Source organism: Collinsella sp. LCP21S3_D3 (genome assembly GCF_052118305.1).
GTDB lineage: Bacteria > Actinomycetota > Coriobacteriia > Coriobacteriales > Coriobacteriaceae > Collinsella.
In genome coordinates this window covers 36,870-58,880 of sequence record NZ_JBQKHK010000004.1, presented here as the reverse complement: position 1 = coordinate 58,880, position 22,011 = coordinate 36,870, and the positions used below count along the sequence as shown (strand labels likewise).

The 22,011-nt window shown below is 58.2% G+C and carries 17 protein-coding genes; 5 read left to right on the top strand and 12 right to left on the bottom strand.

The window, feature by feature from the left end; translation table 11 throughout:
* Window positions 1–21: 21 nt before the first annotated feature.
* The 10 genes from ACTQ1S_RS02930 to ACTQ1S_RS02885 form a co-directional block, all read right to left on the bottom strand.
* Window positions 22–705, bottom strand: a complete 684-nt coding sequence (locus ACTQ1S_RS02930) for a DUF3990 domain-containing protein (RefSeq protein ID WP_427748370.1) — start codon at window positions 703–705, stop codon at window positions 22–24.
* Between the two features lie 101 nt (window positions 706–806).
* On the bottom strand, window positions 807–1,397 hold the full coding sequence (gene yihA, locus ACTQ1S_RS02925; RefSeq protein WP_055252447.1) for a ribosome biogenesis GTP-binding protein YihA/YsxC: 591 nt from the start codon (window positions 1,395–1,397) through the stop codon (window positions 807–809).
* A 42-nt stretch (window positions 1,398–1,439) separates the two neighbouring features.
* A complete protein-coding gene (gene mtnN, locus ACTQ1S_RS02920) occupies window positions 1,440–2,177 on the bottom strand; it encodes a 5'-methylthioadenosine/S-adenosylhomocysteine nucleosidase (protein WP_441547020.1) in 738 nt (245 codons plus the stop codon).
* Between the two features lie 79 nt (window positions 2,178–2,256).
* Entirely contained in the window at window positions 2,257–3,189 is a 933-nt protein-coding gene (locus ACTQ1S_RS02915; protein WP_441547019.1) for a serine hydrolase, read from the bottom strand.
* A 413-nt stretch (window positions 3,190–3,602) separates the two neighbouring features.
* Entirely contained in the window at window positions 3,603–4,421 is an 819-nt protein-coding gene (gene pflA, locus ACTQ1S_RS02910) for a pyruvate formate-lyase-activating protein (RefSeq protein WP_427718181.1), read from the bottom strand.
* 187 nt (window positions 4,422–4,608) lie between these two features.
* On the bottom strand, window positions 4,609–5,463 hold the full coding sequence (locus ACTQ1S_RS02905; protein WP_441547018.1) for a DegV family protein: 855 nt from the start codon (window positions 5,461–5,463) through the stop codon (window positions 4,609–4,611).
* A gap of 549 nt (window positions 5,464–6,012) precedes the next feature.
* The gene (gene grcA3 / locus ACTQ1S_RS02900; protein ID WP_055252439.1) at window positions 6,013–6,264 is read right to left on the bottom strand and encodes an autonomous glycyl radical cofactor GrcA3; all 252 of its coding nucleotides are present in this window, start codon (window positions 6,262–6,264) and stop codon (window positions 6,013–6,015) included.
* 85 nt (window positions 6,265–6,349) lie between these two features.
* Complete coding sequence (gene pflB, locus ACTQ1S_RS02895; RefSeq protein WP_427718174.1) at window positions 6,350–8,401, bottom strand: formate C-acetyltransferase; 2,052 nt, start codon at window positions 8,399–8,401, stop codon at window positions 6,350–6,352.
* A 469-nt stretch (window positions 8,402–8,870) separates the two neighbouring features.
* Window positions 8,871–9,893 (bottom strand): 2-keto-3-deoxygluconate permease, encoded by a 1,023-nt coding sequence (locus ACTQ1S_RS02890; protein ID WP_441547017.1) that lies wholly within the window; start codon window positions 9,891–9,893, stop codon window positions 8,871–8,873.
* Between the two features lie 108 nt (window positions 9,894–10,001).
* Window positions 10,002–10,751 carry an SDR family NAD(P)-dependent oxidoreductase gene (locus ACTQ1S_RS02885; RefSeq protein WP_006234857.1) on the bottom strand — a complete coding sequence of 250 codons (750 nt, stop codon included), beginning with the start codon at window positions 10,749–10,751 and terminating at the stop codon, window positions 10,002–10,004.
* 288 nt (window positions 10,752–11,039) lie between these two features.
* Between ACTQ1S_RS02885 and ACTQ1S_RS02880 the strand changes: the two genes are divergently transcribed.
* The 4 genes from ACTQ1S_RS02880 (at window position 11,040) to ACTQ1S_RS02865 (ending at window position 17,044) form a co-directional block, all read left to right on the top strand.
* On the top strand, window positions 11,040–11,489 hold the full coding sequence (locus ACTQ1S_RS02880) for a MarR family winged helix-turn-helix transcriptional regulator (RefSeq protein ID WP_154514934.1): 450 nt from the start codon (window positions 11,040–11,042) through the stop codon (window positions 11,487–11,489).
* Window positions 11,486–13,852 carry an ABC transporter ATP-binding protein gene (locus tag ACTQ1S_RS02875; protein WP_441547016.1) on the top strand — a complete coding sequence of 789 codons (2,367 nt, stop codon included), beginning with the start codon at window positions 11,486–11,488 and terminating at the stop codon, window positions 13,850–13,852. The genes ACTQ1S_RS02880 and ACTQ1S_RS02875 overlap by 4 nt, the downstream gene beginning before the upstream one ends.
* On the top strand, window positions 13,852–15,708 hold the full coding sequence (locus tag ACTQ1S_RS02870; protein ID WP_427718168.1) for an ABC transporter ATP-binding protein: 1,857 nt from the start codon (window positions 13,852–13,854) through the stop codon (window positions 15,706–15,708). Before ACTQ1S_RS02875 ends, ACTQ1S_RS02870 begins: the two co-directional genes overlap by 1 nt.
* A gap of 304 nt (window positions 15,709–16,012) precedes the next feature.
* Complete coding sequence (locus tag ACTQ1S_RS02865) at window positions 16,013–17,044, top strand: 3-deoxy-7-phosphoheptulonate synthase (RefSeq protein WP_441547015.1); 1,032 nt, start codon at window positions 16,013–16,015, stop codon at window positions 17,042–17,044.
* A gap of 528 nt (window positions 17,045–17,572) precedes the next feature.
* Here ACTQ1S_RS02865 and ACTQ1S_RS02860 read toward each other — a convergent pair.
* Both ACTQ1S_RS02860 and ACTQ1S_RS02855 read right to left on the bottom strand, forming a co-directional pair.
* Complete coding sequence (locus ACTQ1S_RS02860; protein ID WP_441547014.1) at window positions 17,573–19,774, bottom strand: ABC transporter permease; 2,202 nt, start codon at window positions 19,772–19,774, stop codon at window positions 17,573–17,575.
* The gene (locus tag ACTQ1S_RS02855) at window positions 19,764–20,549 is read right to left on the bottom strand and encodes an ABC transporter ATP-binding protein (protein WP_427728561.1); all 786 of its coding nucleotides are present in this window, start codon (window positions 20,547–20,549) and stop codon (window positions 19,764–19,766) included. The genes ACTQ1S_RS02860 and ACTQ1S_RS02855 overlap by 11 nt, the downstream gene beginning before the upstream one ends.
* A gap of 262 nt (window positions 20,550–20,811) precedes the next feature.
* Between ACTQ1S_RS02855 and vsr the strand changes: the two genes are divergently transcribed.
* Window positions 20,812–21,801: a DNA mismatch endonuclease Vsr gene (vsr, locus tag ACTQ1S_RS02850; RefSeq protein WP_441547013.1), complete on the top strand. Its 990-nt coding sequence runs from the start codon at window positions 20,812–20,814 to the stop codon at window positions 21,799–21,801.
* Window positions 21,802–22,011: the final 210 nt, after the last annotated feature.

The window sequence follows — 22,011 nt, the reverse complement described above, 5'->3', positions numbered from 1 at the left end:
AGGTAGTAGACGGGATATGTCCTACTCGGTCCACGATCTGTTAACTCTTGGATCATTTAAATCAACCCTCCCTGCCATTAAATCCCTAATGTCGATACCTTCGGAATCGAACCCATTGACCGTATCCAAGTATTTGCGTCGAGCATTCTGCTCTCGCTCAAAACGCTTGGGATAAAACTCAGACCCCGAAGCCCGCTTCCAATCGCAGAATCTAATCATCGAAAATGCGCGCTCGCTCATAAGGGCATATTGGATACCCAAATCACCCAAGCACATGATACGTTGCAGCTGTCTGAGCGATATCATGCCGCTGACAAACTGTCTTGCAAACGAAAAATAGGAGTCGTCAGCACGATAGCCTCGAATAACGTCATAAGGAGATGTATCAATTAAGCAGTTATCAAGTAGATAGCGAAGCCCTTCACGCGCCAATGGCGTCGAAACATTGAACTCTCTGTTATTCGCCAGAATTGCAAGCCAATTGAGGATTGAAAACTCCCCAGACTCCAAATCCAAGACCGAAAGGCCATCTAAATCAAGCTCATATCGATTGGCAACGCCATCAGACTCGGTCCGGCATGCCCATTCCATCGCCATTTCCTCATGTGACGTGCAATAAAACCCGCGCCCATAGTCATTGAATTGTCTGCATTTATCCAACGACGGACGTTCGACAACAACCTCCGACCCGTGCCAAAGCTCCATATCGACCTCCAAACAAAAATATCACCCCAGTGATAGTGTACCAACAACTATCACTGGGGTGATATAGATGGATGAATACTATTGTCTGCCAAGAGCCCCTACTAGAGGCAGGCCTCGGCAATGCGGCGCTTGAGCTCGTCGATGCCGGTGCCGGTCTGGGAGCTTGTGATGATTACGTTTTCGGCCGGGACGTTGAGTTGCTTTTTGATGGCTGCCGCTTGGCGGGCCTGCTGGGTGCGGCTGAGTTTGTCGGCCTTGGTGAGGCAGACGATAAAGTTGAACTCGTTGCCCTGCAGGTAGTCGATCATGTCATGGTCGAGCTTGCTGGGGTCATGGCGAATGTCCACCAGCGACACAACCAGGTTAAAGCTGCGCTCGGAGTCGAAGAAGTCGCCGATGAGCTCGGCCCAGCGGTCGCGCTCGGCCTTGGAACGACGGGCGAAACCGTAGCCCGGCAGGTCCACAAAGTGCACGTCGTCGGCCTCGAAGAAATTGATATTGCTCGTCTTGCCCGGCGTGCTCGAAACCTTGACCAGGTTCTTGCGGCCAAAGAGCTTGTTCATGATGGACGACTTGCCCACATTGGAGCGGCCCACAAAGCTCACCTCGGGACAGGTGGACTCGGGGATCTGCGAAACCTTGCCGTAGCTGGCGACGAACTTGGCAAGCTGGTAGTTAATGGAATCGGCCATAGATACTCCTTGGTCGTAGGTTCTTACAATAGGGATGCACGATTACGCAGCGGCGATGCAGCGGACGATATCGAGTGTAATGCCGCTCGCGGTGCGGGCGTACTCGCCCAAATCGAACTCTCGCTCGCAAAACGCGTCATATGCCTCGTCACAATTATCGCTGATAGCACGCAGCACCAGACAATCGACACCGTTCTTGGCTGCAATATGGGCAATCGCAGCACCTTCCATCTCAACGCAATCGGCATGCGTCGCCTCGATGGCGGCGGTGCGCATGGCGTCGCCCGTTACAAAGCGGTCGCCTGTAGCGATAGTGCCAACCAGGAACTGTTTAGGGTCCTTCTCCGCAGCGGAATCAGAAGCGTAAGCATCGATAAACCCATGTTCGGCAAGCACGGTGGTGGCGATGTCAACCAGAGCCGGTGTCGAGGCAAACTCCTCAAGCTCCGGCGCCGACTCGGCGATGAGCGCCGTGTCGGTATCCAGATAGCGCAGACACTTGCCAATAACCACGTCATTGATATGGAGTCTGGAGTTTAAGCCACCCGCAATGCCCGAAAACACAACGGCCTGCGGAGCATATCTGCTGATGAGATGCTGTGTTGCACTAGCGGCGTTTACGGTTCCCATGCCAGCGGTCGTGGCGACCACTGACAGACCGTTGAGCTCGCCGCTTACAACGCTCAAGCCTGCCTCTTGCGACACATGGGCGCCGTTCAGTTCTTCTTTAATCTGCGCAACCTCTTTTTCGAGTGCACCGATGATTGCGATGGTAGGCATACCATCCCCCAAACCTGTGAAAACTGTTTATCCACGGTATGGTACCAGCATTTTGACTCAACCGCGCAATACGAAGCTGTTAGGCCAGCGCAGCGCGGGTATCGTAGAGCGCCTTGGCGATGGCGGCCACGGCCTCACTCGAACGGTCACTCCACGGCATCGATGACATGATGCTCATAATGTAGGTGTCGCCATCGACATCGATGAGGCCAGCATCGCACGTCGCATTGCAACCTGCCTCGCTGATCCAGCCGGCCTTGTTACGCACCATGGCATGGTCGTCCGCAATGCCGTCACGGATAAAGGACCGGGTCGTAGAGGCCAGAAGGCCCGACAGCCATTGCGACGTCTCGCTCTCACGGATCAAATACTCGCTCATCTCGCGCCACAACTTGGCCGAGGTGCGCGGGCAGTAGGTTGGGAAATCGCTCATCGAATCGAGCGCGACCTCGTCTTCGACGCCGAGTGCGGCAATCCAATCCTCGTAGCCATCTTGATCAAACGTTGCACGCAACGCGACAAACGAGTCGTTATCCGAGTTGACGACCGAGGTCTCGATCAGGTCGCGAACCGTCAGCCAGCCCATACTGTAGCCGCCATAGGTGCCCAGAGTATCATCGAGCGATACTTGCCCTGTCTCGACCAGTAACTCGCAGACGTAGAGTACATAGAGCGCCTTGTAGCTGCTCGCACCGTACACCTCGGCGTCCGCGTTATACGTCACGCCCTTGCCGCTCGACAGATCGTAAAACACCACGCCCACGTCGCCCAATTCCTGGGCCTGATCAAGGGTATCTTGGAGCGCGGCGAGGCTCTCATCCTCCAGGGCGGGGATCTGGTCATCAACCAGTGAGAAGGCCTGCACGGTATCGCCTGAGGGAATATCGTTAAAGTCCGCCTTCGAAAGCCTCGTCTTGAGGCTCGCTGTCGACAGGGTTTGACTTGCGGTGGCTTTAGATTTAGAGACCTTTTTGTTTTGCGTCTGTACCGTTGACGCATCTGAGGGTGCCATTCGCTCCGACGCGTAGGTTTTAGCGGTAATTCCGAGGATAATAACCGCCAACGTTAGCATCCCAATGGCGGCAATCTTCGTCACGCGGATGCAAGCGTCGGCAAGGCCACGCGAAGACGTGCCCTTCGTCTCATATCTGCTGCTATGCTGCGACACATACTCGTCCCGCGATGCGTTGTTTCGCACATGGTCTCCTGGCTGCTCCCGTTCATATACGAGCAGCATAATACCGAGCAGGCATTTCTTTCCAAAGATATTCAGAAGCGTTTAAGGTGTCTTTAAAGAAACCACAAGCGTATTTATCCAAATGGCACGATTCTGTTGCGCATCTCACCGCAACCCAGAGAGCAGTCTTTTTAGGACGGGGCTCTTTTAGCTACTTCTCCACCCTACCGGCCCCAAATGAGCTACCCCTAGCCGATAGCGTTTTTGAGTTCCGCGCGGCGCTTTTTCATGCCCGTCATGACGGCGTTGCGCAGCTCGGGCATGCGCGCGGTATCCATCTGTGGAACGCCCTCGAGCTTATAGGGAATCCCCAGCTGCTCATACTTGACGACGCCCATCGTGTGATACGGCAGCATTTCCAGGCCCACCACGTTATGCCACGGGGCAATCAGACGACCGAGTGCCTCGCACTCCTCTGCCGTGTCGGTAATGCCCGGTACTACCACGTGACGGATAACGACCTTGATCCTGCGACGCGCCAGCTCATCGCCAAACGCCAGGATGCGCGCAGGATCGCAACCGGTCAGCTTTTTATGCTCGACGGGATCGGCGTGTTTAATGTCGAGCAGCACCATATCGGTCTCGTTGAGTACGGCATCGAACTTCTCGGGATGCGCGGGGTCGAACGCATAGCCGCAACTATCCAAGCAGGTATGTACGCGACCATCGGGGTTGTTGTGCATTGCGCGGAACAGGTCGGCCAAGAACTCAGGCTGCAGGAGCGGCTCGCCGCCGGATACCGTAATACCACCGCTGCGGTAAAACTCATGGTTGCTCTGGAACTCGTCTATCAGGTGCTCGACGGTCACCATGGTGCCGCCGTTAACCGACCAGGTATCGGGGTTGTGGCAATACGCACAGCGCATGGGGCAGCCCTGAACAAACACCACAAAGCGGATGCCGGGTCCATCGACCGTTCCCATCGTCTCGATCGAATGCACGCGGCCCAGGGCAAACGCGGAGTCCTCAGGACGAGCGTCCATACCCTCGAGCTTCATCTCAGCCATTCCCGCTACCTTGCCTCTCATTGGTTTTTAGATACATAAATGCCAGAGTCATTCTAGCCTATATGCTTGATGGCGAAACGGTTTAGCGGTCAATTGGATTGTCCTATTTGGCCCCATGCAAAAGCGGCGGGAAGGTTGTCGCAACCCGCCCGCCGCCGAGGCAATAGAAATCGATAGACACCAGGCGTTACGCCTTGAGCGTGAGCACCGCGCCGAAGGCGGTCGGGCCGCAATGGCTCGAGATGACGCCGCCGACCTGAGTCCAGGTAACGTCCTTAAAGCCCAGGTCGTGCGCATAGACTTCCATGTCGTCGCGCAGCTCCTCGGAAAGGCCTACCGAATACGCCAGGCCAATGTGCGAGTAGTCAATTTCGCCCTTCGCAACCATGTGGTCAATAAAGGCGCGGGCGCACTTGAGCATAGAGCCGCGGAACTTCTTGGTCGCCACAAACTTGCCACCCGTTACCTCAATGCAGGGCTTAATCTTGAGCAGATGGGCGCCCAGGAACGCCACGTTGGACAAGCGACCGCCCGCCTTAAGGAAGGCAAGGTCGGTAGGAACAAAGCCCAGCAACACGCGGTCCATAACGGAGTTCGTAAAAGCAAAGATCTCGTCGACGGTGGCATCGGGATGAGCCTCGATGTATTTGGCGGTCTCGACGACAACAAGCGACTGGCCCACCGAGACAAAACGCGTGTCCATGGAGAACACGTAGTCGCGCCCCTCTGCCGCGATCTTCGAGGACTGATGCGAACAGGTCGTGGCCTCGGAATACGCAAGATACAAAATGGTCGCGTCGGGCTGCTCGGCGTGAATGCGGTCGTACACGCGAGAGAAATCTGCCGGCGCGCAGCCGCTGGTCTTGGGCATCACGCCAAACTCGTTGCAGCGCGAATAGATCTCGAGCGGATCGATCGAGCCGTCCTCGACGGTCTCGTCACCAATCGTGACATGCATGGGCACACGCACAATGCCGTAGCGTTCGCAGAGCTCTGGCGTCACATCCGAACCAGATTCAACCACGATTACGTACTTGCCCATTCTTATCACGACCCATCTCGACGTTGACTTTTTAATATGTGACGCACGTCCGCCGTCCTGCTACAGAACGGTCTCCAAGCGCCAAAGAGACGCCGTCCCTTGCACAAAACAAAGGACAGCGTCTCCCTGGAAAACTCCGTTCTTAACTGAGATTTTACACGGTTTATTACTAAGTGTTACTTACTCCGCAAACGGTAGCTATACGCGATAAACGGTAGCAAGTAAGTATCCAGAACGCTCAGCCCATTAGGAGAGTTCCGCCTAAAGGGTGACTACACAGGACCCCGCCGGGGCTGTTTGGGCTACCTCCCAAAACATTCCACAGGACGCAAGAAGCCCTCGCCGCACGAAGTGCGCAGCGAGGGCTTCTTGCATGTCCGAGGACACCAATTTAATTTAGCGTGGTTCCCTAAAGTGCGATAACGCAGGAGGCCCGGTAAGGCCGGGAGCACTTTGCCTCGCAAACATTCCGCAGCCGCGAAGCGGCGAGGACGTTTGAGAGGCAAAGTGCGTAGGCCTTACCGGGTCTCCGGTGGGAGTTGAGTCCCTTTAGAACTTGTTGTGGAAGGTACGCGAAATGACCTCGTCCTGCTGCTCCTTGGTGAGCGTGTGGAAGTTCACGGCATAGCCGGAAACGCGGATGGTCAGCTGCGGGTACTTCTCGGGGTGAGCCTGAGCGTCGAGCAGCGTCTCACGGTTGAAGACGTTGATGTTCAGGTGGTGGCCACCCTTCTCGGCGTAAGCGTCGAGCATGTGGACCAGGTTGTCGGCCTGAGTCTCGGAAACTTCAGAAACCTTCATAATGTGTCTCCTTCAATCGATCGGCGCCGGCCGAAACCGGCGCACTAATCAGTAATCGTTATTGTTAGTATAGCACTAACAATAGTTACTCGCCCAGCTGATCAAGGTCGATATCACCAAAGAACACCTGGTCCTCCTTGCCGAGCGCGCCCGGGATGATGGAGAAGGTGTTGGAGATGCCGTCCTGGGCATCGCGGAACGGGAGCTTGGAAACCGAAGACAGCGAAGCGATGGCGCCCTGGCTATCGCGCTTGTGCATGGGGTTAGCACCCGGGGCGAACGGCTGGCCAGCCTTGCGGCCGTCGGGCGTGGAGCCGGTCTTCTTACCGTACACGACGTTGGAGGTAATGGTCAGAACCGAGGTCGTGGGCACGGAGTTGCGGTAGGTGTCGTTCATGCGGATGTACTCCATGAACTGGTGCACAACGTCGTGAGCGATCTGGTCGACGCGGTCGTCGTCGTTACCGTACTTGGGGAACTCGCCCTCGGTCTCGAAGTCGACGATGATGCCGTTCTCGTCACGGACGGGGTGAACCTTGGCGTACTTGATGGCGGACAGGGAGTCAGCCACGACGGAAAGGCCAGCGATGCCCGTAGCGAACCAGCGGTGCACGTGCTTGTCGTGCAGAGCCATCTGGATGCGCTCGTAGCAATACTTGTCGTGCATGTAGTGAATGATGTTCAGCGAGTTGACGTACACGCCAGCGAGCCACTTCATCATGTCGTTGTACTTGGCCATAACGTCATCGTAATCGAGCGTGTCGCCCTCGACGGCGCGATACTTGGGGCCGACCTGCTTCTTGGAGACCTCGTCAACACCGCCGTTGAGTGCGTACAGCAGGCACTTGGCCAGGTTGGCACGAGCGCCGAAGAACTGCATCTCCTTGCCAATGCGCATGGAGGACACGCAGCAGGCGATGCCGTAGTCGTCGCCGTGGTAAACGCGCATGAGGTCGTCGTTCTCGTACTGGACCGAGGAGCTGGCGACAGAAGTCTTGGCGCAGAACTTCTTGAAGTTCTCGGGAAGACGGGTCGACCACAGAACGGTCATGTTGGGCTCGGGGCTGGTGCCCATGTTCTCGAGCGTGTGCAGGTAGCGGAAGCTCATCTTGGTAACGAGCGTACGGCCGTCAACACCCATGCCGCCGATGGACTCGGTGACCCACTGCGGATCGCCGGTAAACAGGGCCTGGTACTCGGGGGTACGGGCAAACTTGACCATGCGGAGCTTCATGATGAAGTGATCCACGAACTCCTGGATCTGCTCCTCGGTAAAGGTACCGTTGGCAAGGTCGCGCTCAGCGTAGATGTCGATGAACGTAGAGGTACGGCCGATGGACATAGCGGCGCCGTTCTGCTCCTTGACGGCAGCGAGGTAGGCGAAGTACATCCACTGGATGGCCTCCTGCGTGTTGGTAGCAGGTTTGGAAATATCGAAACCATAGGTCTCGGCCATCATCTTGAGCTCGCCGAGGGCGCGGATCTGCTCCTGCAGCTCCTCGCGATCGCGGATGTTGTCGGCGGTCATGACCGTCGGGGTGGAAGCCTTCTGGGCCTCCTTGTCCTTGATCAGGTAGTCGACGCCGTACAGGGCGACACGACGGTAGTCGCCGATGATGCGGCCGCGGCCATAGCCATCGGGCAGACCGGTGATAATGTGAGCCGAGCGGCAAGCACGCATCTCGGGGGTGTAGACATCGAAGACGCCGGCGTTGTGGGTCTTGCGCTCGAAGGTGTAGCGCTCGACGACGTTCTCGTCGATCTTGTAGCCGTGCTGGCTGGCAGCCTGGCAAGCGATGCGGATACCACCGTTGACGTGCAGAGCGCGCTTGAGCGGCTTGTCAGTCTGGAGGCCAACAATGGTCTCCTTCTCGCGGTGGGCGTTATCGATGTAGCCAGCGGGGTGGCTCACGATACCCGTGACAGTCTTGGTGTCCATATCGAGGACGCCGCCCTGCTCGCGCTCCTTGAGCAGCAGGTCGAGAACCTCGCCCCACAGCTCCTTGGTACGCTCGGTCGGACCGGCGAGGAACGATTCGTCGCCCTCGTAGGGGGTGTAGTTCTTCTGGATGAAGTCTCGGACGTCAACCTCTCCCGTCCAGATGCCTTCTTTGAAGCCTTCCCATGCCTCCTGCATTGTGTAACCACGCTCCTAGTTACGTATAATGCGGCGCTCTCTCACACCGCTGCTTATTGAATTCTTGAATGTTCGGGTTGCATGACCGGCTTCATTCGCCTTCCATCGCGCGTTAGCACAGGGAAAAACGTTTGTCCACCTTGGAACTGCAACCCAAAACCCAAGATTTCACCCGTCTGAGAAGGATAACATAGCCACCCCCTTCATCAGGGCTGTTATATGTTTCTTTTTTTATACCATTAGGGCGTTTTTAACAAATCCGCAGGAAATGCGAGCGCGAACAACTACCGTTCACCGATTTGTTTGGTATTTTTCCTTGCCTTTGTACGACGTTCACTCTAGCTGTTATGCCAGCTTTAGCAGGGTAAAGTGCCCCAGAGACCCACAGAAACTGCAGGGCGGCCACGGGATTTCCCCCGGGGCCGCCCTGTGGCGTGGCTAGTTCTTTAGCTTTGATTGCCGCTTGGCATTAAGCGGCTGCGGTGACCCTGTCGGCCGCGGCCTTTTTGCTGTCGCCGTGACCCTGGCCCTCAAAATGCTTGTAGCACCAGCTGGTGACCAGCGGGGTCAAAATGGCCGTCACGATGGCGCACGCTGCAACCTGCGCCGTAGCCGTCGCGAGCACGGCGCCACCGTACATGGCCTCGTTGACACTCGCCATGGCGGCAGGCGTGGCCACATTGGCTCCGGCGCAGCTCGAAATGGCCGCACCTGCGACACCCGTGCCGCCCGTGAACTTATCGACCGCGATGACGGGAATTGCAAAGACCACCGAGCAGATCACGCCGAGCAGGATGCCGGGAAGACCGCCGTTGATGAGCTGGCCAAAGGTCATGGTCGAGCCCATGGCAAAGAAGACGAGCACGATGATGGCGGAAAGTGCCGGAGCCATCATCTTCTTAAAGCTCGGGAAGAGGTTACCCAGAATAATGCCGACGACGATCGGCAGGATGGCGCCCACGAGCGACCAGCCGATCGGAGCCTGGCCAGCAGCGCCGAGCACGATCATTGTGACCGGAGGGCCGACAACGAGTGTGGTGATGGCGACGGCGCCACGTTCGGCCTCGTTGCCCATGGTGCCCATCAGACCAGCGTACATAGCGTTGTTGGCGCCGGTGCAAGCCGCCAGCATCACCATGGCAGAGATACCAAACAGGTTGTCGTTGAATACATAAAGGATGAGCAGCGACACGGCAACGACCACGATCTGCTTGACAGCGATGATGATGGCGCCGCGTGCAGCGGCGGCAGGAGCACTTTTAAACGAAATCGTCGTACCGACGATGAGCAAAAAAGCGCCCACGAGCGGGCTTGCACCCTGCTGGGTCATGCCAAGCGTAAAGCTGCCGAGCGTTTTGAACAGGTTGGGGAATAGCGTGTTGAGCAAGCAGCCCAGCAAAAGCGGCACCAAAATATTGGCGCCCGGGATGGAGGACATCTTAAAGAACGGCTCCTTTGCAGCCGGCGCCTCCACCGCAGTCGATTCACTCATATATATCTCCTTTGGATGCATGCGAATCGTAGCCGCACGCGCCTATGTCAGAAAGAAGGCGACAACCCCGATTCTCCAGGGTCGCCGCCAAACGATTACCGCGGGGTATTACCCGTCCAGGACGATGCCGCCGTCGCAGTCACCGATCTCGCCGTTCACGAAGCTGGCGAGATCGGAAGCGAAGAACAGCACCATCTGCGCAGGCTCGCTGGCCTGGGCGGCGCGGCCCAGAGGAATACCGTTGATGATGCGCTGAGAGTTCTCGTCAGAAAGGATCGACGTCATGTCGGTAAGCGTGAGCGACGGGCACACAGCGTTGCAGCGGACGCCGAACTTACCGCCCTCCTTGGCGACCGCCTTGGTAAGGCCGTTGACACCGGCCTTGGAGCTCGCGTAGGCCGCGGTGCCGAGCAGGCCGCCGCCGATCTTGCCAGCAACGGAGCTCACGTTGACGATAGTGCCGGCATGTGCCGCCTTAAAGTGCGGGTACACGGCATTCATCATGGTAAAGGTGCCGTTGAGGTTGATGTCGATGGTGCGACGCCACTCGGTGTCGTCGATCTCGTCAAACTTCTTGGTGCTGATGACACCGGCGCAGTTGATCAGGATGTTGGTTTGCGGCAGGTCCGTAAAAATCTGCTCGACGGTCTCGCGCGCCTTGGGCGCATCGGCGACATCGAGCTGATAGAACTTGTTGCCCTCGCCAAGCTCGGCCACAGCCGCCTCGCCCTTAGCAGCGTTCCTTGCGATGAGCGCGACGTGTCCGCCGCCCGCAACGATACCCTTGGCAATCTCGAGGCCAATGCCCTGAGTGCCACCGGTAACGATCGCGGTTTTACCCGTGAAGTCAAATGCCATGACTCCAACCCCCTTGATTCAGATGTCTCCTTGCGGGAAGTTGGAGCATCGCACATGGCGATAAATGAGTCCCAGTCGTCATGGTGGTGACAACCCCTCGCCTAACCGCGGGCATGATAGTTCTTTGAAACGCTTCAGCAATTGAATTATTTTAAGTCTTTATGCGCTCTTTATATTGCCTAGTGGCCAAGTAGATTTTTGGGACATGTCCAGAAATCTACCGAATAGGATGGTTGAGTGGGGGTATTATTTTTCACCGAAAATAGTTTCTAGTGTTAGGGGTTTTCGGTGAAAGATACCGATTTCCGTGAACTTGGGCGTCAGCTCCTTACCGAGTTCGGCAGTATGCATCAGCGCATTTCGCGCTTTGCGGACAAAGCCCTCAGTGGTGAGATGGCCGTCATGCGCGCCCTCATGCTCGCTGGCGGTTCGCTCACGCCAAGCGAACTCGCCGATCGTGCCTGGGTCTCGAGCGCCCGCATCGCCAATATCCTGCGCGCTCTCGAAGCCAAAGGCTGGGTCGAGCGCGAGCACTCAAAGACCGACCGTCGTCGCGTACACGTCACGGTGACCGACAAGGGATTCCATGATCTCGAAATCAAGCATCGGGAATTCGAGGACCGCACCGCGGCCTTCCTCGAGCAGCTCGGCGAAACAGATACCCAAGAGATGGTGCGCCTTCTTAGGCGTGCCAACGAAATTATCGACCGCAATCAAGAAAGGAGAGATGCCGAGTGAGGATTCTCAAGCTCTTTAAAAAGCATGTCCTGGCACTGTTCGCAGCTATCGTACTTATCGTAATCAGCTGCAACGCCGATCTGGCGCTGCCTACGTATATGAGCGACATCGTCGACGTGGGCGTGCAGCAAGGCGGTATCGCCTCGCCCGTACCTGACACCATTCGCACCGAATCGCTCGACGACCTCGAACTCTTTATGAGCGATAAGGACGCCAAAGCTGTGGAGGCCGTGTTTAGCAAGGCGGATAATAACGGCATTCGAACGTACAAGGGCACCGAGGAAGAGCGCGCCGACGGCGGCAAGATTGCCGACATCGTGAGCCTGCCCGAGACCGTCGTCCTTTCGTTCAACCAGGGCATTGACGCCAACTCCATGGATGACATGATGGGTTCGTCCAGCGAGAATAACAACAACGCCGCCCAGGCCATGCCCACCCCCGAGCAGATGGCGGCAATGACGCCCGAGCAGCTCGCCGAGATGCAGCAGAAGGCCGCGGCGGCGCAGAACATGCAAAAGCAGATTGATACCGACGGCGGTAAGATCACCATGAAGAGCCTGCGCCTAGGCATTGAAGGCGGCCTAATCGACCAGGGCAAGCTCGTCGAGGGCGCCAACGATATGGCGGACAAAATGGGCTCCATGTCGGGTTCCATCGTGACCCAACGCGCCGTGAGCTATGTACAAGACGAGTACAAGGCGCAGGGCATCGACCCCGCCGACGTGCAGAACGCCTATCTGGGCCGCATGGCAACCACGATGTTTGGTCTGTGCCTGATCTCGCTCATCGCCACCATCCTGACCGGCGCCGTGGCCTCGCGCACCGCCTGTTCCATCGCACGCGACCTGCGCCGCGAGACCTTCAACAAGGTTATGCACTTCTCGCCGGCCGAGGTGGGCAAGTTTAGCCAGGCCTCGCTCATCACCCGCTGCACCAACGACATTCAGCAGATTCAGATGGCCGCAACCCTGTTTATCCGCATGTGCCTGATGGCCCCCGTCATGGGCATCGTCGCCGTCATGCGCGTCCTGGCCAACCACACCGGCCTGGAGTGGACCATCGCCGTGGCCATCATCGCGGTCTCGGCCGTCGTCGGCGTGCTTATGGGCCTCACCATGCCCAAGTTCAAAAAGATGCAGAGCTTTGTGGACCGCGTGAACCTCACTGCCCGCGAGCTGCTCGACGGCCTTATGCCCATCCGCTCGTTCAACCGCGAGGAGCATGAGCTCGAGCGTTTTGACAAGGCTTCGCTCGACCTAATGACCACGCAGCTCTACACCAATCGCGCCATGAGCTTTATGATGCCGCTCATGATGCTCGTCATGAACTGCATCACCGTGCTTATCGTCTGGTTTGGCGCGCAGGGCGTGTCCGATGGCGTGATGCAGGTCGGCAACATGATGGCGTTTATCTCCTATACCATGCAGATCGTCATGGCGTTTATGATCCTCACCATGGTTTCGGTCATCCTGCCCCGCGCCGAGGTCGCAGCCGAGCGCGTGGAAGAGGTCATCACCTGCCCCACGAGCATCAACGACCCCGCCTCGCCCAAACTGCCCGCGGCCAGCGCACCGCGCGGTGAGCTCACCTTCCGCGACGTGAGCTTCCAGTATCCCGATGCCCGCGCCGACGTCATTAGCGGCGTGAACTTCACCACGCATGCCGGTCAGATGCTCGGCATCATTGGTTCCACGGGCTCGGGCAAGTCCACGCTCGTACAGCTGATTCCGCGCTTATACGACGTCACGGGCGGCAGCATTTCGCTCGACGGCATCGACGTGCGCGATATGACCCTTTCCGAGCTTCGCCGCCGCATTGGTTACATCCCTCAGCAGGGGCGTCTGTTCTCGGGCACCGTGGAGAGCAACCTTAAGTTTGCCGGCGACATGGTAAGCGACGAGAACATGCACGAGGCCGCGCGCATCGCCCAAGCCGAGGACTTTATCGCCGAGCGCGAGGGCGGCTACTACTCCCCCATCAGCCAGGGCGGCTCCAATGTCTCGGGCGGTCAGCGCCAGCGTCTGGCCATCGCCCGCGCGTTGGCAAAAAAGCCCGAGGTCCTGGTGTTCGATGACTCGTTTAGCGCCCTCGACTACAAGACCGACGCGCGCCTGCGCGAAGAGCTTGCCAAAAACGTTACCGACGCCGCGCTCGTTGTCGTAGCCCAGCGCATCGCGACCATCATGCACGCCGACCAGATCATCGTGCTCGACGACGGCCACGTGGTGGGCACTGGTACGCACGAGGAGCTGCTGCACAGCTGCCCGGCGTACCTGGAGATCGCACAGTCGCAGCTTTCCGCCGAGGAGCTGGGGCTCACTCAAGAAGAAATTGCAGCCGTTATGGAGGGAGGCGAGCACTAATGGCAGACGAGACCAAGACTCAGATTCCCAAGCCCACCCGCCAGCGCGGTCCCATGGGCCGCATGGGTGGCATGGGCCGCGGCGAGAAGGCCAAGGACTTTAAGGGCGCCATGCGGCAGTTGCTCGGCTATATCGGTCAACACAAGGTTGCCGTGCTTGCCGCCGTCGCCTTTGCCGTGTGCTCGGTCGTCTTTAACATTGTGGGACCCAAGGTGCTCGGCCAGGTTACGACCAAGCTGTTCGAAGGCCTGGTCGCCAAGGTCAACGGTACCGGCGATGTCGACTTTGCCTGGATCGCCAAGACGCTCGGCTTTTTGCTCTGCCTGTATCTGGCAAGCTCTGTTTGCAGCCTCATCCAGGGCTGGCTCATGACCGGCGTCACGCAAAAGATTTGCTACCGCATGCGCAAGGAGATCGCCGCCAAGATTGCCGTCGTGCCGATGAGCTACTTTAACGGACACAGCAAGGGCGATGTGCTCAGCCGCATCACCAACGACGTCGATACGCTGGGTCAGTCGCTCAACCAGAGCGTGACGCAGCTCATCACGTCGGTGACGCAGATTATCGGCGTGCTCGTCATGATGCTGTCGATCAGCCTGCCGCTTACCGGCGTCACCGTGCTCACACTGCCGGCCGCCGCGATTATCCTGACCGTGATGATTCATTTCTCGCAGCCGTACTTCCGCGAGCAGCAGCAGGTCCTGGGCACCGTCAACGGCATTATCGAGGAGGACTTTGCCGGCCAGAACGTCATTCAGGTGTTCGACCGCGCCGAGGCCTCAATCGAAGAGTTTGACCGTCAAAACGACCGCCTCTTTATTAGTGGCTGGCGCTCGCAGTTCCTGTCGGGCCTGATGATGCCGCTTATGAGCTTGGTGGGCAACATGGGCTACGTGGGCGTCGTCGTGGTGGGCGCACAGCTCGCGCTGACCGGCAATGCCACGCCCGGCGACATCCAGAGCTTTATCCAGTACGTTCGCAACTTTACGCAACCCGTGCAGCAGCTGGGCAACGTGAGCAACACGATGCAGTCTATGGCCGCTGCCACCGAGCGCGTCTTTGAGTTCCTGGCCGCGCCCGAGGAGGAGCAGAAGGCCGACGCGCAGATTCCCGAAAAGCGCCCTGGCCATGTGGAGTTTGACCACGTCAAGTTTGGCTACACGCCCGACAAGACCATCATCCACAACTTTAGCTGCGAGGCACAGCCCGGCCAGACCATCGCCATCGTCGGTCCCACCGGCGCGGGCAAGACCACGCTCATTAAGCTGCTTCAGCGCTTCTACGACGTGGACGGCGGCTCGCTGCGCGTCGATGGCGTCGACGTACGCGATTGGGACCGCGCGGCACTGCGCGGCGAGTTTGCCATGGTGTTGCAGGATACGTGGCTGTTTAACGGCACCATCCGCGAGAACATCCGTTACGGACGCCCCGATGCAAGCGATGCCGAGGTCGAGGCCGCTGCACGCGCTGCACGCTGCGACCACTTTATCCATACGCTCGCCGGCGGTTACAACTTTATGATCAACGAGGAAGGCACCAACCTTTCGCAGGGCCAACGCCAGCTCGTGACCATTGCCCGCGCCATTTTGGCCGACCGCCCGGCGCTGATTTTGGACGAGGCGACATCCAACGTCGATACCCGCACCGAGGAGCTTATTCAGCGCGCCACGGATGCGCTGATGCAGGGCCGCACCAGCTTTGTTATCGCACACCGCCTGTCCACGATCCGCAACGCCGACGTGATCTTGGTAATTCGCGACGGCGACATCGTCGAGAAGGGCACGCACGACGAGCTGCTCGCCCAAGGCGGCTTCTACGCCGACCTGTACAACTCGCAGTTCGACGAAGCGGCGTAAATTCTGCCGCAGGGAACGAATAACACCCGAGAACGGGGGCGCAGGACAACCTGTGCCCCGTTTTTTGTTCTGCGACCCTCAAACCGCCTCCCCTGGGACCAAATCGACGGCCTCTTCCAAGCCGCGTGGCATCATTCCATTCCAGGGCCAGCCAACGTTTGCCCAGATAAAACCTGCCAAAATAAACCTGTCCCTTTTTGGCAGGTTTTGGGGTGACGAGGGCTTGCACTTTAGCGTGCGACAGCGGATAATGCCGAGCATTCGACAATGCACACTTTGTCTTATTTGATTGAGGAGGCCCCGTATGGCCATGGAATTCAAGCGCAGGTTGCCGATCCCCATGGAAATCCGCGAGGAAATGCCGCTTTCCGCCGATCTTACCGCCAAAAAACAGGCATTCGACGCCGAGGTCGCCAAGGTCTTTACCGGCGAGGACGCGCGCAAGGTGCTCATCATCGGCCCGTGCTCTGCCGACCGCGAGGACTCGGTGCTTGAGTACATGAGCCGACTGGCCAAGGTCGCCGAAGAGGTCAAGGACAAACTCATCATCATTCCGCGCGTCTATACCAACAAGCCGCGCACCAAGGGCACTGGCTACAAGGGCCTGCTGCACAACCCCGATCCCGAGGCGCCCGATGACCTGCTCGAAGGCGTTAAAGCCATCCGCCATATGCACCTGCGCGTCATCGAGGAGACCGGTTTCTTTACCGCCGATGAGATGCTCTACCCGTCCAACTACCAGTACCTCGTCGACCTGCTGAGCTACGTCGCCGTGGGCGCGCGCTCGGTCGAGAACCAGGAGCATCGTCTGGTGTCGAGCGGCATTTCGGTGCCTGTGGGCATGAAGAACCCCACCGCCGGTTCCACCACCGTTATGCTCAACTCCATCTACGCCGCCCAGGCACATCAAAGCTTCATCTTCCGCAACTGGGAGGTCGAGTGCGACGGCAATCCGCTCGCGCACGCCGTCATGCGTGGCTACATTGGTCTCGACGGTCGCACCTACCCCAATTACCACTACGAGCATCTGGAGCGTCTGGCTGAGCGCTATACCGAGCATGCCGGCTACGCCAACCCGGCGGCGATCATCGACTGCAACCACGACAACTCGGGCAAGCGCCCGCTGGAGCAGCACCGCATCTGCAAGGAGGTGCTCGACAGCTGCCGCCGCAACGAGTCCATCTCCAAGCTGGTCAAGGGCTTTATGATCGAATCCTACCTGGAGGACGGCAACCAGTCTGTCAACGGCGGCGTCTTTGGCAAGTCCATCACCGACCCGTGCCTGGGCTGGGAAAAGACCGACTACCTCATCCACGAGATCGCAGAGCGGGTGTAGGTTACGGCGTTTTACCAAACGCCGTAACCGGCCGACGCTGCAAACCCGTACACGCGAGCAATCTGCCTTTCAGCTTCGACGGCATGACCAAAAGGTCAATGCCGCCTCGCTTCAAGGCACATTGCTCGCGTGTACGGGTTTTCGCTGACGTTTTTCTACCAGCGTCGTTGCCAAAGCTAGCACTTGGGGACGCTCCTTTTGGGGTGGTCGTTGGGGACGCTCTTGTTTGACTAGTCGTTTAAGAACGTCCCCAACGACTACCCGGGGGAGTTGCCTTCCCTCGCGGCGGTCTTCTAGCAGAAAAACCAAGTGAGTAGGCTTTTTGCAGGAGGCCAAGCACGCCCCAAAACGCCACAGCTCTGACCTGCGGTTTTATTGAGCATTTGTCGCGATGTGCTCGTCAGGTTCAAAAAAGTCTACTCACTTGTATCTGAGACGCACCAGGTTGGAAAAAACCGCCGCGAAAGGGCCCCTGGCCCCTTCGCGGCGGTCATACGCCTCTGATTTTGCGACGATTTTGCCCGCTTGTTACTCGCTGTAGCGGGTGGCTATGGCAGCTCGCACCATTCCGGTGCTCATGAGGTAGGTCACCAGGAAGTAGCCACCGTATGCTGCCAGGAAGATCGCGCAGGTGAGGCCCACAGTGCCGCCGATGCTCATATTTCCGAATATGCTCACCAGCTCGATAATCACCTTAAGTGCCACAAAGGAGTGCGCCAGACCCACTGCCAGCGGGAACAGGAAGAATACCGCCTGCTGCGCCATCACCGAATGGCGAATCTGGCGGTCGTCGCAGCCGATCTGTGCCAGCACACGATAGCTGCGGCTGCCGTCGGCCACGTTGGAGAGTTGCTGGATCGACAGAATCGCCGCGCATGCAACGACCAATACAAAGCCGATGTAGATGGCTAGGTAGCTAATAAGACCGTTCATTTGCGCTGCTTGTGTGTACATCTCGGAGCGTGTGATGAAGATTCCCCACGATCCCGGCTCCTTGCCGTCAACGAGCAGATTGTCGAGCACAGTGTATTCAATGCTCTCGTCTGCCTCGGTCGTATCCATCCCCTGTTTGTAGTTAGCGAGCAGGCTACTGGAATACGGCTGCAGATTAATTTGGGACAACAGCTCGTCGGCAACGACGACGGTACCCGGATTACTGCCCATCGCCGAGTTGGCGATGGCCGCCGTGTCCTCGTCCGACTTATCGGTTGCGGGCTTGAGCGTATGCCCGCCCAAGGTAAGGGCATGGCCGCCAGCCATATACTTGGTGTACAGGTCGACCAGCTCACCGCCCATATCACACGTAAGCAAGTACTGGTCGCGGCCAATGCTCACCGGCTGCTCGCCCATCATCTGACGCAGCTTGTTGTACTGGCTCGCCGGCGTCACAAGCAGACCTATCGCATCGGGCTTGCTACCCCCGAACGCCTTGGGAAGCTTTTCGCCCATGGTCTTGCACATCTCACCCGCAGACACCGAAGGGCTCGAACCGCCGAACGGGTAACTTAGATACGAATCGATCTGCACATGCTCACCGGCAACATCGGCGATATTGACCTTCTTGCCGGTCTCGTCGTTGTTGTCCGCCGACTTGTCCTTACCGTGCCATGCGGAGTACAAATCGACCGTACTATCGGCCAGCACCATGCGATCGGCCTCAGACGGATTGACATACTCTTTGTAGTAGTCGAGCGTATCGGGCGTGTAATAGACATACGTCTGCGACATATCGGCCGGCGTATAGCGCTCCAGATTCTCGTTCATCACATTGGCAATCGACATACCGCACGTCACCGAGGTGATGGCCAAAAACAGGAGCATCGCGATGACGCCCATCGAAAAGCACACCGTGTTGACCTTGGCCGCAAGCTGGCGCACGATAAACATGTTGAGGCCGCGCCAATACACGCCGCGCAGGCTCTGCAGCAGCTTGATAAGCATGCCCGAGAGTCCCCAAAACAGGGCAAAGGTACCCACGGTAACCATAGCGGTCGTAATGCCAAACTGGTTCATGGCCTCTTGCAGCTTGCTGTCCGTCGCGGTTAGCGGGAACCCATCACGTAGCAGACGGTAATAGGCCACGCCCACAAGCACCACGCCCACGGCAAAGATGGCAATCGCGATCCAGGGGTTGCGTGTCTTGATGCTCTCGTTGCGACGCTCGGCACCCATAAGCTCGATGAGTTTGGTACGACGCACGGCGCGAAGGTTCAGCAGTAGCGTGAGCACAAACATTACGAGCATGCAGGCAAGGGTCAGGTTGAACGCATGCACCGAGAAAAAGAAGTGGAAATTGGCGATCTGTGTCTTAAAGAGCGAGGCCGTAAAGAACGTCATGAGCTGGGAGAGTCCCACACCCAGCACAATGCCGGCGACAAAGGCCACAACCGATACTATCACGGTCTCGAGCGCCATGATCGTGGCGACGCGCCCGCGCCCCATACCGAGCACCTGGTACAGGCCAAACTCCTTCTTGCGGCGTTTCATGATGAAGTTATTGGCATACACCATCAAAAAGGCCATGACACCGGCCAAAAAGTACGTCAGGTAGCCGAGCATGCTGCCCATAACCTGCGCCAAGCCCTCTTCATCGATTCCGGCGATGTCGACCTGCATCGAGATGGTGTTAAAGGCATAGAAGACCGTGACGCCCAGGGTGAGCGTCAAAAGGTAGACGAGGTAGTCGCGGCCGGCGCGGCGGACGTTGCCCCAAGCGAGTTTACAGAGCATCGGAGCCCTCACCGCCCATCATGGCAACGACCTCCATAATGCGGTCGAAGAACTCGCGGCGGTCGGTGTCTCCGCGGCGCAGCTCGGTGAAGATCTTGCCGTCGCGAATAAACAGCACACGGCTCGTGTAGCTGGCGGCAAAGCTGTCGTGCGTGACCATGAGCACGGTGGCGCGCAGGCGGCGGTTAAGGGCCTCCAGGCTCTCGAGCAGCAGGCGAGCGCTCTTGGAATCGAGGGCGCCGGTGGGCTCGTCGGCCATGATCATGGTGGGGTCGGTGACGAGCGCGCGAGCCGCGGCAACGCGCTGCTGCTGACCGCCGGACATCTGGTAGGGATACTTGTCGAGCACCTGACTGATGGACAGGCGCGCTGCCACATCCTGCACGCGGGTCGAGATCTCTGCCGAGCTTGTGCGGGCGATGGTGAGCGGCAGGGCGATGTTCTCGCGTGCCGTGAGCGTATCGAGCAGGTTGGAGTCCTGGAAGATAAAGCCGAGCTCCTCGCGGCGGAACTGCGAAAGCTTAGCCTGCTTCATGCGCGTCACGTCCTGGCCGTTGATGCGGATCGTGCCACTTGTGGCACTATCGATGGTCGACACGCAGTTGAGCAACGTCGACTTGCCCGAGCCCGAAGCGCCCATGATGCCAACGAATTCGCCGCGGTTGACGGTAAAGCTGACGTCGTTGAGCGCGCGGGTCACGTTGCCCAGCGCTCCGTATACCTTTTCGAGATGCACGACTTCCAGTACCGGGGTCGCCATGTGCGTGGTTTGCATACCGAGTCCTTTCTTGCAATTAGTCTACGGCATCTATAGTCGCAAGAAGCCGAGTCGGCTACCATCGATATGGCTTACGCTTGCCTTACCGTTGCGTAAGGTAGGGGTAGTCTTTTTGGGACGGGGCTTTTTTAGCTACCCTATGTCAAATGCGGCCTCATGCTTCGAGGGCTACGGATGGGGTAGCTAAAAAAGCCCCGTCCCAAAAAGACTACCCAAATGAGCTACCCTGCCACGTGTCGATGTTGAGAGAGGACTCCTGTTGAAAACTGTTCATGTTGCCGCTGGGATCATTCGCAAGGAAGGATCTGACGAGCTGCTTGCCGTGCAGCGCGGCTATGGCGACATGCGGGGACTTTGGGAGTTCCCCGGTGGCAAGCTCATGCGCGGCGAGACGCCCGAGGACGCCGTACGCCGCGAGCTCATAGAAGAGCTGCAGGTAAAAGTCACCAACCTGCGCGATTTCTATACCGTTGAGTACGACTACCCCGATTTTCATCTCTCCATGGAGTGCTACTACTGCTCGCTCGCCGATGACTCCGATGAGCCCCAGAAGCACGACCGCCAGCTCGATATCCGCTGGATTCCGCGCACCTCGCTTGCTACGGTGGAATGGATGCCCGCCGACAAAGGGCTTATCGATGCTCTGATTGAGTTGAAGGAAGATCGGCTTGAGGCCAACGGCGCCGCCGATGACGCCACGCCCAACACGTCCGACAAACCCGCCACCAAGCCCAAGCGCGCACCTAAGCGCCGCAGCAAAAAGCGTCCCAAGCCAGGTCTGCTCGACGGCATCGATACCTCGGACCTCTCCGCTGACGAGCGCGAACTGGTGCGCCGTCGCGCCGCTATAAAAAAGTCCATGAAGGGCAACAAGCGCGCCAACACCAAACCCGAGCTGCTCGTTCGCCAGCGCCTGCGGGCAGCGGGCCTTACGGGATACCGTCTGGAATGGAAGGTACCCGGCAAGCCTGACATCGCCTTTCCCGGGCGCAAGATCGCCATTTTCGTCAACGGCTGCTTTTGGCATCGCTGCCCTAAGTGCAATCCGAGCCAGCCCAAGCGCAATGTTGAGTTTTGGGAGGCAAAGTTTCGCCGCAACGTCGAGCGCGACCGAGCCGCCATCGACGCGCTTACCCAAATGGGCTGGACGCCCATCACCGTCTGGGAATGTGAGCTCAAGAAAGACCGCATTGACGCCACCATGGAAAAGGTCATCGAACAGGTACGCGCCGCCGCACCGCAGCGCTAACAGCGATCATTCACACGCTCCGCACGTCCGCGCCACATCCGAGCCGCAAACCTTAGAAAGCCCTTAAGCTCAAAACCTTTCAAGAGTGTTATTCGATACCTTTGACCTGCAGTTTCACTGTTATAACAAACCTGATTAAGCCTTTCTTTAGTGCTTCTTTGCAGCAGCCGCGGCATAATACTGCCAACGAACGGGACCTAGCAGCACACC

What these genes read in the sequence shown, in the direction of transcription:
- ACTQ1S_RS02930 (WP_427748370.1), bottom strand. Translation starts at nt 705, where the DNA reads ATGGAGCTTTGGCACGGGTCGGAGGTTGTTGTCGAACGTCCGTCGTTG.
- yihA (WP_055252447.1), bottom strand. Translation starts at nt 1,397, where the DNA reads ATGGCCGATTCCATTAACTACCAGCTTGCCAAGTTCGTCGCCAGCTAC.
- mtnN (WP_441547020.1), bottom strand. Translation starts at nt 2,177, where the DNA reads ATGCCTACCATCGCAATCATCGGTGCACTCGAAAAAGAGGTTGCGCAG.
- ACTQ1S_RS02915 (WP_441547019.1), bottom strand. Translation starts at nt 3,189, where the DNA reads ATGGCACCCTCAGATGCGTCAACGGTACAGACGCAAAACAAAAAGGTC.
- pflA (WP_427718181.1), bottom strand. Translation starts at nt 4,421, where the DNA reads ATGGCTGAGATGAAGCTCGAGGGTATGGACGCTCGTCCTGAGGACTCC.
- ACTQ1S_RS02905 (WP_441547018.1), bottom strand. Translation starts at nt 5,463, where the DNA reads ATGGGCAAGTACGTAATCGTGGTTGAATCTGGTTCGGATGTGACGCCA.
- grcA3 (WP_055252439.1), bottom strand. Translation starts at nt 6,264, where the DNA reads ATGAAGGTTTCTGAAGTTTCCGAGACTCAGGCCGACAACCTGGTCCAC.
- pflB (WP_427718174.1), bottom strand. Translation starts at nt 8,401, where the DNA reads ATGCAGGAGGCATGGGAAGGCTTCAAAGAAGGCATCTGGACGGGAGAG.
- ACTQ1S_RS02890 (WP_441547017.1), bottom strand. Translation starts at nt 9,893, where the DNA reads ATGAGTGAATCGACTGCGGTGGAGGCGCCGGCTGCAAAGGAGCCGTTC.
- ACTQ1S_RS02885 (WP_006234857.1), bottom strand. Translation starts at nt 10,751, where the DNA reads ATGGCATTTGACTTCACGGGTAAAACCGCGATCGTTACCGGTGGCACT.
- ACTQ1S_RS02870 (WP_427718168.1), top strand. Translation starts at nt 13,852, where the DNA reads ATGGCAGACGAGACCAAGACTCAGATTCCCAAGCCCACCCGCCAGCGC.
- ACTQ1S_RS02865 (WP_441547015.1), top strand. Translation starts at nt 16,013, where the DNA reads ATGGCCATGGAATTCAAGCGCAGGTTGCCGATCCCCATGGAAATCCGC.
- ACTQ1S_RS02860 (WP_441547014.1), bottom strand. Translation starts at nt 19,774, where the DNA reads ATGCTCTGTAAACTCGCTTGGGGCAACGTCCGCCGCGCCGGCCGCGAC.
- ACTQ1S_RS02855 (WP_427728561.1), bottom strand. Translation starts at nt 20,549, where the DNA reads ATGCAAACCACGCACATGGCGACCCCGGTACTGGAAGTCGTGCATCTC.